22 protein-coding genes are annotated in these 15,152 nt (G+C 56.9%); 21 read left to right on the forward strand and 1 reads right to left on the reverse strand.

The window, feature by feature from the left end; all coding sequences use genetic code 11:
* Window positions 1-42 precede the first annotated feature (42 nt).
* Window positions 43-699, reverse strand: coding sequence for a DUF3800 domain-containing protein (locus HEQ34_RS08880; RefSeq protein ID WP_296199793.1), 657 nt, complete (start codon window positions 697-699; stop codon window positions 43-45).
* 450 nt (window positions 700-1,149) lie between these two features.
* Here HEQ34_RS08880 and HEQ34_RS08885 point away from each other — a divergent pair, with 450 nt between their 5' ends.
* From HEQ34_RS08885 to HEQ34_RS08985, 21 genes are all read left to right on the forward strand, one after another.
* Window positions 1,150-1,791, forward strand: a complete 642-nt coding sequence (locus HEQ34_RS08885; RefSeq protein ID WP_296199795.1) for a DUF433 domain-containing protein — start codon at window positions 1,150-1,152, stop codon at window positions 1,789-1,791.
* The gene (locus tag HEQ34_RS08890; protein WP_296199797.1) at window positions 1,788-2,189 is read left to right on the forward strand and encodes a DUF5615 family PIN-like protein; all 402 of its coding nucleotides are present in this window, start codon (window positions 1,788-1,790) and stop codon (window positions 2,187-2,189) included. The genes HEQ34_RS08885 and HEQ34_RS08890 overlap by 4 nt, the downstream gene beginning before the upstream one ends.
* A gap of 191 nt (window positions 2,190-2,380) precedes the next feature.
* Window positions 2,381-2,902, forward strand: coding sequence for a hypothetical protein (locus HEQ34_RS08895; RefSeq protein WP_296199799.1), 522 nt, complete (start codon window positions 2,381-2,383; stop codon window positions 2,900-2,902).
* 34 nt (window positions 2,903-2,936) lie between these two features.
* Window positions 2,937-4,190, forward strand: coding sequence for a terminase family protein (locus HEQ34_RS08900; protein WP_296199842.1), 1,254 nt, complete (start codon window positions 2,937-2,939; stop codon window positions 4,188-4,190).
* A 130-nt stretch (window positions 4,191-4,320) separates the two neighbouring features.
* A complete protein-coding gene (locus tag HEQ34_RS08905) occupies window positions 4,321-4,818 on the forward strand; it encodes a hypothetical protein (protein WP_296199801.1) in 498 nt (165 codons plus the stop codon).
* A 224-nt stretch (window positions 4,819-5,042) separates the two neighbouring features.
* Window positions 5,043-6,248 (forward strand): phage portal protein, encoded by a 1,206-nt coding sequence (locus HEQ34_RS08910; protein WP_296199803.1) that lies wholly within the window; start codon window positions 5,043-5,045, stop codon window positions 6,246-6,248.
* Between the two features lie 213 nt (window positions 6,249-6,461).
* Window positions 6,462-6,962, forward strand: a complete 501-nt coding sequence (locus HEQ34_RS08915) for a DNA/RNA non-specific endonuclease (RefSeq protein WP_296199805.1) — start codon at window positions 6,462-6,464, stop codon at window positions 6,960-6,962.
* A 10-nt stretch (window positions 6,963-6,972) separates the two neighbouring features.
* Complete coding sequence (locus tag HEQ34_RS08920) at window positions 6,973-7,404, forward strand: hypothetical protein (protein ID WP_296199807.1); 432 nt, start codon at window positions 6,973-6,975, stop codon at window positions 7,402-7,404.
* A gap of 78 nt (window positions 7,405-7,482) precedes the next feature.
* On the forward strand, window positions 7,483-7,929 hold the full coding sequence (locus HEQ34_RS08925; RefSeq protein ID WP_296199809.1) for a hypothetical protein: 447 nt from the start codon (window positions 7,483-7,485) through the stop codon (window positions 7,927-7,929).
* A 99-nt stretch (window positions 7,930-8,028) separates the two neighbouring features.
* A complete protein-coding gene (locus tag HEQ34_RS08930; RefSeq protein ID WP_296199810.1) occupies window positions 8,029-8,286 on the forward strand; it encodes a DUF6127 family protein in 258 nt (85 codons plus the stop codon).
* The gene (locus tag HEQ34_RS08935) at window positions 8,283-8,690 is read left to right on the forward strand and encodes an HK97 family phage prohead protease (protein ID WP_296199813.1); all 408 of its coding nucleotides are present in this window, start codon (window positions 8,283-8,285) and stop codon (window positions 8,688-8,690) included. Before HEQ34_RS08930 ends, HEQ34_RS08935 begins: the two co-directional genes overlap by 4 nt.
* Before the next feature lies 1 nt (window position 8,691).
* Window positions 8,692-9,759, forward strand: coding sequence for a phage major capsid protein (locus tag HEQ34_RS08940; RefSeq protein WP_296199815.1), 1,068 nt, complete (start codon window positions 8,692-8,694; stop codon window positions 9,757-9,759).
* Window positions 9,760-9,892: 133 nt separating this feature from the next.
* The gene (locus HEQ34_RS08945) at window positions 9,893-10,432 is read left to right on the forward strand and encodes a hypothetical protein (protein WP_296199817.1); all 540 of its coding nucleotides are present in this window, start codon (window positions 9,893-9,895) and stop codon (window positions 10,430-10,432) included.
* The gene (locus HEQ34_RS08950; RefSeq protein ID WP_296199819.1) at window positions 10,429-10,755 is read left to right on the forward strand and encodes a head-tail adaptor protein; all 327 of its coding nucleotides are present in this window, start codon (window positions 10,429-10,431) and stop codon (window positions 10,753-10,755) included. The genes HEQ34_RS08945 and HEQ34_RS08950 overlap by 4 nt, the downstream gene beginning before the upstream one ends.
* Window positions 10,752-10,949 (forward strand): hypothetical protein, encoded by a 198-nt coding sequence (locus HEQ34_RS08955; RefSeq protein ID WP_296199821.1) that lies wholly within the window; start codon window positions 10,752-10,754, stop codon window positions 10,947-10,949. The genes HEQ34_RS08950 and HEQ34_RS08955 overlap by 4 nt, the downstream gene beginning before the upstream one ends.
* Window positions 10,946-11,344, forward strand: coding sequence for a DUF3168 domain-containing protein (locus HEQ34_RS08960; protein WP_296199823.1), 399 nt, complete (start codon window positions 10,946-10,948; stop codon window positions 11,342-11,344). The genes HEQ34_RS08955 and HEQ34_RS08960 overlap by 4 nt, the downstream gene beginning before the upstream one ends.
* Window positions 11,345-11,396: 52 nt before the next feature.
* Window positions 11,397-11,804 carry a phage tail protein gene (locus HEQ34_RS08965; RefSeq protein WP_296199825.1) on the forward strand — a complete coding sequence of 136 codons (408 nt, stop codon included), beginning with the start codon at window positions 11,397-11,399 and terminating at the stop codon, window positions 11,802-11,804.
* Window positions 11,801-12,115: a gene transfer agent family protein gene (locus HEQ34_RS08970; protein WP_296199828.1), complete on the forward strand. Its 315-nt coding sequence runs from the start codon at window positions 11,801-11,803 to the stop codon at window positions 12,113-12,115. The genes HEQ34_RS08965 and HEQ34_RS08970 overlap by 4 nt, the downstream gene beginning before the upstream one ends.
* Complete coding sequence (locus HEQ34_RS08975; protein WP_296199829.1) at window positions 12,112-12,318, forward strand: phage tail assembly chaperone; 207 nt, start codon at window positions 12,112-12,114, stop codon at window positions 12,316-12,318. Before HEQ34_RS08970 ends, HEQ34_RS08975 begins: the two co-directional genes overlap by 4 nt.
* On the forward strand, window positions 12,318-12,884 hold the full coding sequence (locus tag HEQ34_RS08980; RefSeq protein WP_296199843.1) for a tail tape measure protein: 567 nt from the start codon (window positions 12,318-12,320) through the stop codon (window positions 12,882-12,884). Before HEQ34_RS08975 ends, HEQ34_RS08980 begins: the two co-directional genes overlap by 1 nt.
* A 3-nt stretch (window positions 12,885-12,887) precedes the next feature.
* The coding region (locus tag HEQ34_RS08985) for a DUF2460 domain-containing protein (protein WP_296199831.1) at window positions 12,888-15,152 on the forward strand (2,265 nt) is incomplete at its 3' end.

Consider the following 15,152-nt stretch of genomic DNA (forward strand, 5'->3'; position numbering starts at 1 on the left):
TTCGTAAGATAGCCAAGATTGCGGATTTCGCGGGTCGTACTTTTAGTAATGGTGATCAGTTCCCTTTTCCCATACGTCATATTCGTATGTCACGCGATCCTTGATCATGTCGTAAGACCGCGTGTCTCCGCGCTCCCATTTCCGCATGATTGCCCATGCACAATAGTCGGCCACCTGCAAGCAGGGGTCTGCCGCGCAAGGCATAAAATCGGTTTTCCATTTGGCCGCTTTGACTGTTTGTCTCATGACATCATCAACAGCCTCTTTAAACGCTGCTTGTTCGCGACGCGTCCCTAAGCAGGCGGTAGTAACCAAGGCTAGATCTTCCTTGGCAATCTCTTTGCCGGCGCCATATTTGAAGTGAAAATACCAACCCGTTTTATAGAATCGCTCTTTGGTTTCTCGCACTTTTGGCTGCGCTTTCGACTTTTCCATAATTGTGGCTTGAACGTTAAATGGCTTTTTTAGAATAGTTTCATATACGGCGTCGCGTATATCCTGCTTGTCTTCAGATGCATGAAAATATTCCCCAAGTGGTTTGTCGTCCCACGCCAGCCTCCGACGCAAATCAAGCAAATCCGATGCAAGTGAACAGTCATCCATACTGACGGTGCAGAGGATGAAATATTTGCTAACATTTTGGCCGCGATTAAAGGTGAAGCACCCTGCCTCGTCAGCGAACAAGAATTTATCTGGCATCAGCTAACTTTATGAAAGACCAAATCGATTTCCGCAAGGAGCTCCAGAGCGACAAATTCAAAAAGAACGCGTGCCATCTGGATTGCGGCACCGACGAAAAGTGGGGGAGATGCGAAAGGATGTTGTGGGTAGGGGTTGGGGAGGGGCGACATTCCAGTATCAATCGCTGCGGGAGTAAGGGCAGCGATGTGCGCCGTAGCTTGAAGTTATAACCAAATAGGTGAATATACATTGACAATGTAACTCTTTTGGGTTAGAGTTAGGCATAGTCGAAAATTGCGGGTGGCACTAATCGACCTCCTGACGTAAGCAATGGCAAATTGTGCTGTTTTTGCGTGGTGTTCTGGCTGGAAATACTCTCAAGTTTTGGAAGGATCACTTGCTATTGTCTGCAAAAAATGATTCACATTAAATTCATGCCGTTTCGGCTAAAGGAGAGGAGGAGAAAATATGATCAATTCAAAAATCCTCGGTGCCTTTAGCGAAGAGCAAGTAAGCCGACTTACTGGTCTGTCGCGCACTCAGTTGCGCGGGTGGAACCGCCGTGGTTTCATCCAGCCCGAATTCAAAGTAGGCGACAACCCCAGGCAGCCATTTACCTTTATCTACTCATTTAGGGACCTGATAAAGCTCAGAGTTTTAAATCAACTACGCAACGTTTTTAGCGTTCCAATGCACGAACTTGAGCGGGTCGAACGAGAGTTGGAGCACCTTGGGGACGAAAAATGGACCTCACAAAAATTGTGGGTGAGCAACCGACGGGTGGTTTTTGAAGAACCTGATTCGAGGCGCAAACGCGAGATTGCCAGCAAGCAGTTTGTTGCAGAAATCGCTCTGGAAGTCGTGACGTCTGATGCCCGTGCTGATATCCAGAAAATGAATCGACGGAGCGACGGCGAGGTGGGTGTTATCGTGCGTAAAAAGCACGTACACTCGTCAGAGCCAGTTTTTTCCGGCACTAGAATACCGGTAGCCGCTATCGCCGAGTACTTAAATTTGGGCTTTTTACCTGGTGACATTATTGATCGGTTTCCGGATCTCCAACTAGGAGATATTGACGCGGCACATAAATGGCTCCGTGATGCTGCTTGAGTACGAAAAAGCCCATTATTCCCTTTTTTACTGACAACGACGTTGAAGATATCGTCGGTGACTTTTTGCGAGATTCCGGTCACACTGTCGCACGTTGTCGCGATGCCATGGAAAACGACTCTGCCGATCCGGTTATCGCAGCTAATTGCCGGGAAAACGGGCTCGTTCTAATAACGCATAACTGTAAACATTTTCGAGCAATTGCACAAAAATTCGAAAGTAAACATGGTCGCGCCGACACTCTGTGCCGTTTAGAAATGGAATGTCATCAGAGCCTCGCTAAGCAAAGAATTGAAGAGTTTTTGCCCATTATTGAGCGCGAATGGTCTCAGCGTGCGCATCGTCCGACAGGACTAAGAATATCCATCGATAGATCCGTATTCCGGATCCACCGCTAACAACCAAGACAGCCAAAGCTAGTATTTACATATAACCAAATAGGCTAAAAAACTATTGACACCGTAACCATAAAAGGTTAGTTTATGTCATAGTCGAAAATTGCGAGTCGCGATGTGACCCGCTTTCATCATCACCCATTGGGTCGAGGAGCAATCTTCGGCCCTTTTTCTTTGCGCTCAGGAGGGCTTTTATGGCCATCAATAAAACACCCGTGCCCGATGCGCGGTTGAATCTGAAAATCCGTAGCCTTTTTCTGGACCATTTGGCGCAGACTGCCAATGTGTCGGCGTCTGCACTGGCGGCAGGTGTAAAGAGCAGTGCGGTCTATGCCGAGCGGCGGCGGACGCCGGCGTTTCGCGATGCTTGGGCGCTGGCCTTGGCAGAGGGCTATGCCCGGTTGGAGACCGATTTGCTGGCCGAGGCGCTGCAGGCGGCGAGCGGACGGACCGCCGATGGCACGTTGAAAGCGCGGGCGCAAAAGCATCGGTTGGCGATTGCCTTGCTCAACGCGCACCGTGCATCGGTGAAGGGCGGCGCGCTTGCCGCCCCTGCGACCAAGCCCGCGCAGCCCGATTTGGCGACGTTAAAGGCGCAGTTGATCCTGAAGCTCACACAAATGCGGCAACGCGCCGAAGAAAGCGCGGCGGCCTGCGCCGAACCCGAAACTGAACCCAAACCCGAACGCGAGGGCGAAGCAAATGCCGATGCCTAATGCGCAGGCGTTGCTGGCGCTGCCTTATGAACAGATGGTCGAGGTCATTCGCCGCTGGACCCGCAAAAACATCGCCGACACGCAAAGCTGGAACTTTTGGGCCCGCGATGATCAGGCCGCGCCACCGGAGGACTGGCGCATATGGCTGGTGATGGCGGGGCGCGGCTATGGCAAGACGCGCATGGGGGCGGAGTGGGTGAGCGCATTGGCGGCGCAACATCCCGGCGCGCGCTTTGCGTTGGTGGGCGCGACCTTGAATGAGGCGCGTCAGGTGATGGTCGAGGGCGAAAGCGGCCTGTTGTCGCTGCCCTTTGGCGAACGGCCTGCTTATGAACCCAGCCTGCGCCGTTTGACATGGGCCAATCAGGCGACGGCGACGTTATTTTCGGGCGCAGAACCCGAAAGCCTGCGCGGGCCGCAGCATGACTTTGCCTGGGCCGATGAAATTGCGAAATGGCCTAGCGGAATCGCGGCGTGGGACAATCTGATGCTTGGGCTTCGCCTCGGGCAGAACCCGCGCGCGATGGCGACAACTACGCCGCGTCCGGTGCCTTTGGTCCGGCGGCTCGATAAGGAAAAGGGGGTGGCGGTGACGCGCGGACGGACAACGGATAACAATATGCACTTGCCGCCGGACTTTATTGCATCGGTGCGTGCGATTTATGCCGGCACGCGGCTTGGGCGGCAGGAATTGGATGGCGAGCTGATCGCGGATGCCGCTGGTGCATTATGGTCCCGCGATGTGCTTGAGCGGCAACGTGCGGCGTGCGCGCCCGAGCTGAAACGCGTGGTCATTGGCGTTGACCCGCCGGTGTCGGAAAATGGCGACGCGTGCGGCATCGTCGCGGTCGGGCTGGGCGTTGATCAACGCGCTTATGTGCTGGCGGACCATAGCATCTCTGGCGCATCGCCCGAACGCTGGGCCCGCGCGGTCGCGGCGGCGGCGGAGGCTTGGCAGGCCGACCGCGTGGTGGCCGAGGATAATCAGGGCGGCAATATGGTCGAAACCGTGCTGCGCGCGGCGGACATTGCGATGCCCATAAAGCGGGCGCACGCAAGCAAAAGCAAATCCGCCCGCGCCGAACCAATCGCGACATTATACGAAGCTGGGCGCGTCTTTCATGTCAGTGTTTTTCAAGAGTTGGAGGACCAGATGTGCGGCCTGATCGCAGGCGGCGGCTATGCAGGCCCCGGCCGCTCCCCCGACCGCGCCGACGCGTTGGTATGGGCCTTGACCGAATTGATGCTCGGCAAAGCAGAACGGGTGCCGCAGGTGCGGTTGTTGTAGTTTGAGCGCATTTTCAAAATTTCTGTTTATATTATAACATTATGATTGTATCGATCTGAGCTTACAGGCGTTCAGGTGGGCCGAAAAAATGGAAATGCGAAGATTACTGACGAGTGACGCTAGTTGGAATTTGCTCGAAACGGACTGGTCTAAGCAGTGCTCTAAAGTCGGTGATGATTTCGAATCATATGGTGCCGCCGCAGTATCAATGGTTCGTAAATTTGCGGAAACTGATTCGAATAGTGAGTGGGCGTTGGGTCTCTATGACAAGACCAGCAAAAGATATTATGCGTCAGCCTGCGCTATTTTGGCGACCCAAAAAGGTTACTCTGGACGGGTGCTGCGAATTAGGGAGGTAGTCGTTTGCCCGTTGCTAGATTATGGAAATCTGCCGGAAACAGAATATGTAGACACACTTATTCATCTTCTAAACGGTGCTGTTAGGCTTTCTGATACCAGCCTTAAGGCAAGGCATATAAAGATACATTTGCGGAGCCCGGCAGATGCAGTATTTTTTAGGGCTATCGGCACAGCACTTGACAGCAAGAGTGTGTTTGCTGCAACAGAAGCACACGGAGCTTGGTTAAGCTTCACTAAGAAAAACGCTGCAGCATTGAAAGCAGTGTGAAAGGGCTAGTATGACACTATCAGAGGAACTGGCTATACTAACAGCCATCGCAGAGGCTGTTAGGGAGGTCGTATCGGAATTAGGCATGGAGACAGTTTTTGCGCTGTCGATGTTCCCATCAGCAGAACGATTGGGCGAAGAGTTAGCTAAAGCGGCCTAACAGGCTCAAGCATACTCGTTCTAACACCCCGCTTCGGCGGGGTTTTTTGTTTTAGGAAAACATCATGAATATCTTCGGTTGGAAATCAGCCGGGCGTGGGTATCTGCGTCCGGCCAAAACGCGTGTGCAGCAGGATCGTCTGCCGGGCTTGCGCGGATATGCTTTGGGTAGCCTGGGCGAATGGCCACGGCATTATGAGGCGCAGATGCGTGAAGGCTATTTGTCCAACGCGATTGCGCAACGCGCGGTGCGGTTGATTGCCGAGGGGCTGGCGTCCGCGCCGTTGTCCGCGAGCGATGCGCGCGCGTTGGAGCTGGTGCGCGCAACGTCGGCGGGTCAAGCGTTGATGGAGACGGTGGCGACGCATCTGTTGCTGCACGGCAATGCCTATGTCGAGATATTGTCGGGTAATGACGGGCGGCCAGCCGAATTGTTTGCGCTGCGGCCAGAGCGGATGACGATTGAAGCCGATATGCGCGGCTGGCCCGCGGCGTTTGTGTATAAAGCAGGCGAGATCGCGAGCCGCTTGCCCGCCGATAATGTGATCCATATCCGTTCGATCCACCCGCTCGATGACCATTATGGTCTAGGCTGTTTGGGCGCGGCGTCGGGCGCGGTGGCGACGCATAATGCGGCGACGAAATGGAACAAGGCCTTGCTGGATAATGCCGCGCGGCCATCAGGCGCTTTGGTCTATGACATGGGCGAAAGCGGGACGTTGAACGGCGAACAATATGCGCGGTTGAAGGAAGAGCTTTCCGCCAGTTTCCAAGGCGCGGGCAATGCCGGACGGCCGATGTTGCTGGAGGGTGGCTTGAAATGGCAGGCGATGGCGCTGACCCCGGCGGAAATGGACTTTGCCGGGCTGAAAGAGGCGGCGGCGCGGGAAATCTCGCTCGCTTTTGGCGTGCCGCCGGTGCTGCTTGGTCTGCCCGGCGATGCGACTTATGCCAATTATCGCGAGGCGAACCGGGCGCTTTGGAACCAGAGCATCATCCCGTTGGCGCGCAAGATTTTGGACGCGCTGGCGCAAGGGTTGCGGCCCTATTTTGACGGCCTGACACTGGACTTGGATTTGGATGCGGTCCCTGCGCTGGCCGAAGATCGGGAGCGGTTGTGGGCGCAAGTGGGCGCGGCGGACTTTTTGACGGCGGAAGAGAAACGCGCGGCGGTGGGCCTTGCGCCGGCCGTGCAGCCGTCAGAGATATCGAACGAAGCGGGTGCGCTCGAATTCAAGTTCAATCCGTGGCACGACACCGAAAACGGCTAGTTCACATTTAAGGGACAAGGGCAAAGATTTGCTGGCGGTGGCGGAAGTTTCGGCGGTGGCGGTGCTTCGGGGGGGTGGGGTAAGCCCAAGGCACCAAAGCCGAAGAATGATGGCGGCAATTTCCGTGGTGGGGAACCGGGTGGCGATCAAGCGAGTCGAAGTTGGGATGGGGCCAAACCTACCACGCCACCGACAAAACCGCTCGCCAAACCATTGGCAAAGCCGATAGAAGTCCGGACGAAAATCGTCAGAACAACTGTTCCGAAAGTTTTGGAAACACCTGTCGAGCGACCGTTGCCGACAACTCGGAAAATTTCTGCAGGCGGCTATGATTTTGAGGTGGATGAGCAGGATCGGACGGTTCGGGCGTCTGGTCAGTTGCGTTTACAACCCGATCAGCCACGATCCCGCGACGCGCAGACCAACGCAGGAAAACCCAATCGTGAACAGAACGATCATGGCGGCCATTTCATTGCCCGCGAATTCGGCGGACCGGAGATCAGCTATAATCATTTTGCCCAGAATGCACGTTTCAATCTCAGCGAGTACCGGATCATTGAAAACAAATGGAAAAAGGCTTTGAAAGCTGGTAAGCGGGTCACTGTTGACATCCAAGCCGATTACACCGGAAATTCGCGGCGACCAGATTGGATATTCGTGTTTTCAAATATTGGCGGCATTGATGAGATCCGCCGGATGCCCAACAAAAAATAGGAGGAAAGTCATGGCAACTGAAGAAATGGGTGAATTGCTCCATCAAATTGGGCAGCAAGTGGCAAATTTTCTGGGTAAAGTTCCCGACGATGTTTTTGTATTCATCGAAGCCGCGGATCAAATGACCGGCGGCGCAATTTTCGAGAATCTGCCCGAACAAGTCATCTATCGTGAATTTGGCAATGAAACACATGACACCATATTGGAATTATGGGACGCCGCGCCGCCTGACAAGAAATGGTCGATGCTGCTGTACGATATCAAGGACGGCCGTTTCGATGCCGAGTTCATATACACCGATGATCTCGAGGATGAATGGGACTCGCTTGACTATCGGCAGGACGCTCTTCGTGCACGCTATGGCGACAAGCCTGTCATCTACCCCAAGCGGGACGGAAAGTTCCGTATACTGACGCTGGACGATTTGCCCGACGAAGATTAGAATTCCGCAACCTAAATGGCGCTGCATTTCCAGTGGGTGAAATCGAACGTTTGCGCAACGACAAATAGGAGATTTGGCATGGCAACCGAAGAAATGGGCGATATGCTTAACGGCATTGGGCAGCATCTGGCCGACATTCTCGATCAGCACCCCGATGATAGTTATATGTATGCCGAAGTGACCGAAGGCTCCTGTGAAGCAGGTGTTTTCCACGATGAAGGCGAACAAGTGGTCTATTACGATCCGAGTGACGAGCTGTTTGACGCATTGTTCGACCTTTGGAAGTTCGCCGAGGCGGATAAGAAATGGACCGTGCTTCATTATGAAGTAAAAGACGGAGCGTTCAAAGTCCGCTTTTTATACCCTGATCAATTAGATCCTGAGGAATTCAGTTATGAACGTCGGGGGCGCGCATTGCGTGCACGTTATGGCGACAAGCCTGTTATCTACCCCAAGTCGGACGGAAATTTCCGTGAACTGACATTGGACGATTTTCCCGACGACGATGAGGATCCGGCGACCTGAACAGTTGCCGCCTGCACCATGCATGAAGCTGCGCAGATCGCGCGACCCTTAACGGCGGATAGAGCCTGTTTAGGTCCGATTTACACATAGGAAACATCAATGGTTGAGAATAATTTGCAAGGTCTGCTGGAGCAGGCCTCCGAAACCGGTGCGCGTCGTGCGCTGGCCGGGTTGGGGCTGGATGACGCCAGCGCCGCCAAGGATATGGGCGAATTGCGCGAGCTGTTGTCCGCATGGCGCGACGCCAAACGCTCGGCGCGCAAGGCGGCGATTGGCTGGGTCGTGCGGATGGTGTTGGCGTTGTTGCTGATCGGCATTGCGTTCAGATTGGGCCTGCCCGGATTGGTCAGCCAATGAGGCTGGCGGGCTATGCCGCGATCTTCGATGCGCCGGACAAGGGCGGGGATATTGTTCGCAAGGGGGCATTTGCGCGTGCGGCAAAGGCGGGCTTGCCCTTATTGTGGCAGCATGACCAACGCCGCCGCATCGGCTTTGTCGAAAGCCTAAGCGAGGATGCACGCGGCCTGCGGGTGATCGCGCAACTCGATGATGACAGCGCCGTCGTGCAGGCGGGCAGCGGCCTGTCCTTCGGCTACCGCGTGCGCGCGATGCAGCAACAGGAATATCGGGAGCTAACTGACCTCGACCTCATCGAAGTCAGCGTCGTTGCCACCCCCATGCAACCGCTCGCCCGCGTGCTGGCGGTGGAAGCGAGCGGACCAAACATCACAGACATTACTCAGTCCACACAAGGAGAATGACATGGATTATGAAACTAAAGCAGACAATCTGGACGCCGTCTTTGACGGGGCGGTGCCGGCGGTGGCGGTGACGCGGCCCGTTTTGTCGGGCGGCAAGGTCGCTGACCCGGCGCGGTCGGCCTTTGTCGATGGCTATTTGCGGCGCGGGTCGGAGGTGGAGTTGAAAAGCTTCCATGGCGCAACGCCTGCCGATGGCGGCTTTGCCGTGCCGCGCGAAATTGACGAAGTTATCGACAGCGTATTGAAATCAATCTCCCCCATTCGCGCGATTTCGAGCGTGGTGCGCGTGGGGTCGGCTGGCTATCGCAAGCTGGTGACGCAAAATGGCGTGACATCGGGCTGGGCCGCAGAAACGGCGGCGCGTCCGGAAACGGCGACGCCGACATTCAACGAAATCGTCCCCAGCTTTGGCGACCTGTACGCCAATCCGGCGGCGACGCAGGCGATGCTGGATGATGCCGCATTTGATGTGGAGGCCTGGCTAGCGGATGAAATTGCTACCGAATTTGCCAAGGCCGAAGGCGCGGCATTCATCAACGGCAATGGCACCAACCGCCCGCGCGGATTTCTGACCGCGCCGGTTGCGACGACAAGTGATACGACGCGGCCCTTTGGCACGTTGCAATATGTGCCGACGGGCGTGGCGGGCGGCTTTGCCGCAACCAATCCGCAAGACAAGTTGGTGGAGCTGGTGCACGCTGTGCGCGCGCCCTATCGGCAGGGGGCAAGCTGGGTCATGAATGCGTCCACCTTGTCGATTATTCGCCGGTTCAAAACGACCGATGGCGCGTTTATCTGGCAACCGGGCCTCGCCGCAGGACAGCCGGATACGTTGATGGGCTATCCGGTCGTTGAAGCGGAAGACATGCCGGACATAGCGGCAAACAGCCTGTCGATTGCCTTTGGCAATTTCAAGGCGGGCTATTTGATTGCCGAACGGAGCGAGACCAATATCTTGCGCGATCCGTATTCGAACAAGCCTTATGTCCATTTCTACGCAACAAAGCGCATTGGTGGCGCGCTGATCAATTCGGCGGCGATCAAATTGATGCGCTTTTCATTGACGTAAATATTTTGGCCTCTGCCCGTTGCGTTGATGGGCAGAGGCCGTTTTTGGTTAAAATACATAACATCAAAGGCCGATATGGCTAAAATAGCGCAACCCCGGTAGCGCGTCTTCCCCAATTTCAAAGGAACATCAGATGTTGAGCCTTGATCCGCTCGGCCTCGACAGCGTCATGCTGGCCGAGGTTCGGGCCTATGTGCGTGTCGATGCGGGCACCGATGACAATGTGCTTGCCGCCTGCGCCGTCGCCGCCGTTGAACATGCCGAGCAGTTCACGCGGCAGATACTGATCCGTCGTGGTGCAAAGGATATGGTCACGACAGGGTCGGGCTGGCAAATACTGCAAGCCATGCCCGTGCAGTCAATCGTGGGCGTAACGGGCATTCCGGCAGAGGGCGCAAGCTTTCCCATGGCAGCGTCGGCGTGGGAGGCAAAGATCAGCTCACGCGGAGAAGCCTATTTCCGGGTGCTACAGCCCGGCATTGCGGGACGTGCGGAGGTATCGCTTATCGCTGGCCTATCGGCCAATTGGGCCAGTCTGCCGGAGTCACTTCGGCTTGGCTTGCTGCGGCTGACGGCATATTTTTACAACAACCGTGATGCGAGCGATGATGCTGGCCCACCTGCCGCTGCGCTGGCGTTGTTGCTGCCATTCCGCCGGATACAATTGCCATGAGCGGGGAATTTGCAGGCACGTTGCGCGAACGTGTCGTGATTGAAACGCGCCTGAGCACACGCGACAGCCGCGCAGGCGCGGTAGGCAATTACAGCTATGATGGGCAGGCATGGGCGGCGGTTTCACCGTTAATGCCCGCCGATCTGACGCGCGGTGATGCCTTGTCGGCACTGCCGCGTTGGCGGGTGACGTTGCGCAAACGCGAAGGGCTTGGCCTAAGCACAAGGCTGACATGGCGGGGAAAATATCTCGCGGTGCGCGGGGCCTTAAGTGATCCGCAGACGCCCGGTCAAATGCACCTGACCTGCGAAGAAGTGCGATGAACGCCGACCGCCTGACGGCCAAAGCCGACGTCTTGGGAGCAGCCCGCGTGCAGCGGATCAGCGACCGATTGATGGCAACTGACTTGCCGCAAGGCGTGCGCGCCGAACGCAGTGACGAAGGCGTAACTTTAGTGGCCAAAAACCTGCGCCGCCGGATGCTGGACGACGCGCAATTAAGGAATTTCGGACGATGAGTGATGCAGTGCAAGCCTTGCAAGCCGCTGCCGTGGCGGCGCTATCGGCACACCCGGTGTTGGCCGCGCAACTGAAGGGCATTTATGACGGCCCGCCGCCCCGCGCTGCCTTTCCTTATGTCGCGGTCACCGACGGGTTGGTGGGCGATTGGGGGACGAAGACGCAGCAGGGGCGTGAAATCCGGCTGGCGTTTACGGTGTGGGATGATGGCGAGGCCGCGTCGCGGCTCACGGACCTTATGGGCCATGTCGACGATGCCTTACTGGCGATCCCACGTGATTTGCCTGGCTGGCGTATAGCGAGCTTTGTCTTCCTGCGGTCGATCATACTGCGCGATCCGGCGGGGCCATGGGCGGGGCTGGTCGAGCACCGTGTTCGATTGCTCGCCGTCTAAATCACATAATTTCTCCGCCGATGCGCGGACATTCTTGAAAGGATAAGGGCATATGCCAGTAGAAAAAGGAAGCGCCTTCCTGTTGAAGGTTGGCAATGGCGCAACGCCACCAGTGTACGCAACGGTCGCTGGCCTGCGCACCACGCAATTGTCGATCAATGGCGATCCGGTGGTCATCACCCATAAGGGCAGCGGCGCGTGGCGTGAGCTGTTGTCGGGCGCAGGTGTGCGGTCGGTGTCGGTGTCCGGGGCAGGCGTTTTTACAGGGTCGTCTGCTGAGACGCGGATCAAAAACAGCGCCCTTTCGGGGCAGTTGGATGATTATGAGTTAAGCTTTGAAGGTGGGGAGCAGCTGCGCGGAAAATTTCTGGTCGCACGGCTCGATTATGCCGGCGATTTCAATGGGGAGCGGTCCTACACGCTGGCGCTTGAAAGCAGCGGACAGGTAACGTCCTTATGAGGCGGTCGGCAAATGCAGCGCGCGGCGAAGCGTCGTTATTGCTGGAAAGCGGGGCGGTGGTTTTGCGCCCAAGCTTTGCGGCGTTGGTGGCGGCAGAGGAGGAGCTTGGACCGTTGTTCGCGCTGGTGGAACGGGCGGCGGCGGGCAATTTGAAGCTATCCGAAATGGTCGCCCTATTTTGGCATTGCCTTTATAACGCCGACGCCGAAATGACGCGCGATAGGTTCAGCGAAAGCGTTGCCAAGGTCGGGCTTTCGGCGATGACGCCCGCGCTGAAAACTCTACTTGGCCAGATATTGAGCGGGCAATGACCTTTGCCGATGTCGCGGCCCAATTGGCGGCGCGCACGGCCCTGACATTGGGGTGGCGACCCGATGACTTTTGGAACGCCACACCCGCCGAATTGCTGGGCATATCGCAAGCGATTGCGGGCGATGGCGAAGCGCCGCCAAGCCCAGACATTATTCACCGACTGATGACGCGGTTTCCAGATAGCGCAAGCGGAGAGACATGATGGATGAAGAAATTGATCGGCTGGTCGTGTCTGTGCGCGCCGACACCCGCGCCTTTGCGAGCGATGTTGCCGCGATGCGCGCGGAACTCGACGGGCCATTTACCGACGGGTTGGAACGCGCCGGGGCCGCGCTTGAACGCGGGCTGACGAGCGCAATTCAACGCGGCAAATTCAGCTTTGAAGATTTACGCCGTGTGGCGTTGTCGGTGTTATCGGAAATTGCGGCTGCTGCCATTCGTTCGGGTTTGAATGGGGGCAGTGGCGGCGGCGCTGGCAACCTGCTTGGCACATTGGGGACATTGCTTGGCGCAGCATTGGGTGCGCCGGGCCGTGCGACGGGCGGCCCCGTGTCGCCGGGCCGGGCCTATCGTGTCGGTGAACGCGGGCCTGAGTTGTTTGTCCCCACGAGCAGCGGGCGTATTGAGGCGTCTGCCGCGTCCGGTACGCCGACAGTTGTGCGGATGACGATCAACGTGTCGGATTCACGTGGCACTGCGCCTGCTGCGCTTGAACGGTCCTCGCGCCATGTCGCGCGTGCCGTCCGCCAAGCCCTGGCGCGGGATTGAGCCATGGCATATTGGTTATGCGACAGAAGGCGGCAGCAAAAATCATCTCCCGTCATGCGCTTCGACCCGCGCTTTTGGACCGTGAATTTTCCACGCCCGATGATGGCGTCGGTGGTGACGACTGGCCCGGAATCCTTGCGCGCAGACGCGGTATTTTATCGCAGTGATGATCTGGCGGGCTTGATCTGGGACAGCGTCGATGCATGGGACCACCCATTGCTCGCTTATGAAACCAACCGCGATTACCGACGGCTGACCATCAGTTTCCGGTGGCGGTCTGAAGGCATCATGCCGTTAAATGCCGTCAACGGGCCGACGCTGACCATATCTGGCCGCGACGCCAATGGTGCGGCCAAAAGCTGGTATGTGCGGTTGTGGAATTATGCCGTTGGCACGCCGCAGGAGGCAGAGATTGTCCTCGATTTTAGCGATCTTTCTGGCGGGTTTTTATTGCCGCAAGAGGGCGACCCTGTGTTTGCGGGCGACATTGACCGGATGTTCATTTCGCTCGTTCCGCCAAGCTATACGGGCCAGCCGGGCAACCTTGCTGCGCCAGCCTCAGCATGGGTCGAATTGTCCGAAATCCGCTGCGATGGCGCGGGCGTGATGCTCGATACGGGTGATGTGATGATCCCCGAACATGACCTGAAAATGGCGACGGGCTATGATGATGCCTATAACCAGACGCCAGCACGGCTCTTGCGGCAAATCCACGCTTTGGGCTATCGCGGGACGATCAACCATTATGTCGGCATGAGCCATTATTTTCGGTTAGAAAAGCTGGGCAATGCGCATTATGTAAGCTTAACGGGCGGGGCGTTGAATATGCCCTGCATCGCTTGGCACAGTAGCTTTGCCGCGCAAGCCAAGATGCTTGGGTTCGACCTGATTTTTTCGTTAAGTTATGAATTGTTCGACGCGCACAGCTGGAATGACTGGAAACAACGCGCGGCCAACGGTGACCCGGCGCTGACGGGTTGGGAGCCGCCATCGACATTGTTGTCGCCAGCGCATGCAGGCGCGATGAATTACCTGAAGGCCGTTGCGCGGGCCTTTGTCGCGATATTGAAAGACGCCGGATTGCCGGTGAAGTTCCAGATAGGCGAGCCGTGGTGGTGGATCATGCCCGACGGGCGGATTTGCCTATATGATACGGCGGCGACGGCAGCCTTTGGGGCGCTGTCGGTGAGCATCGCGAGTATAAAGGGCCCCAAAACGGCGGCGCAAAAGGCGATGCTGGATCGGGCCGGGGAATTGCTCGCCGCGTCCACAGCATCGATCTGCGATGCCGTGCGGGCGGAAGCCGGGAGCTTAAGCGCGCAGACTTTATTGCTGGTGTATTTGCCGACGGTGCTGGAGGCCGATGCGCCTGAGGCAATGCGCGCAAATGTGCCATTGGACTGGGCAAAGCCCGCGTTCGATGTGTTGCAACTGGAAGATTATGACTGGGTTATCACGGGCAATCATGGGGCGACGCGGCGGGCGGTTCCGTTGATGGCGACGCGCCTGGGTTATCCTGTCGCGCAGCAGCATTATTTCACCGGCTTCGTCCTTCGGCCCGAAGACACAGCGCAATGGCGCGAAATTGCCTTTGCCGCAGCGCAAAGCCGGGCGCGCGGTGCGGCACAAACTTATGTCTGGGCGCTGCCGCAGATCGCGCGCGATGGCTTTACCTATTTTGAAATTGGACAACAGGAGGACGCGGTGCAGGAATTTGAAGACGTGCTTTTTCCGCTGCAAATCGGGCGTGAGGCAGAAGTGACTGCCGCATTTTCAACCAATGTTGTGACCACGCTTTCGGGCCATGAACGGCGCAACAGCAGTTGGAGCAATGCGCGTTTAAGCTATGATGTTGGTCCGGGCGTGCGGTCCGAAGCGGAGTTGGGGCAATTACTGTCTTTCTTTCGCGCACGGCGTGGTCCGGCAGTCGGGTTTCGCTTCACTGACCCGTTCGATAACAGCTCGAACGGGATGACGAGCAACCCCAATATGTTGAATCAAAGTCTTGGGTTGGGCGACGGTGTGCGCACGGCGTTTCCCTTGCTAAAAACCTATGGGGCGGATGGCCAAGTGCGCCGTATTACCCGACCGGTTGCGGCATCGGTCCTGGTTGCTGTGAATGGCGTGACGGCGACGGGCTGGTCGCTCTCGGTAGGTGGAGTCGTAAGCTTTGCCGCGGCACCGCCTGCTGGCGCAGTCGTGACCGCTGGATATCGTTTCGACGTTCCGGTTCGCTTTGCCTCCGACCAAATGGATATGGCGCGGGCG

Origin of the sequence: Sphingorhabdus sp., from assembly GCF_023910635.1 — a bacterium.
Classification (GTDB): Bacteria; Pseudomonadota; Alphaproteobacteria; order Sphingomonadales; family Sphingomonadaceae; genus Sphingorhabdus_B.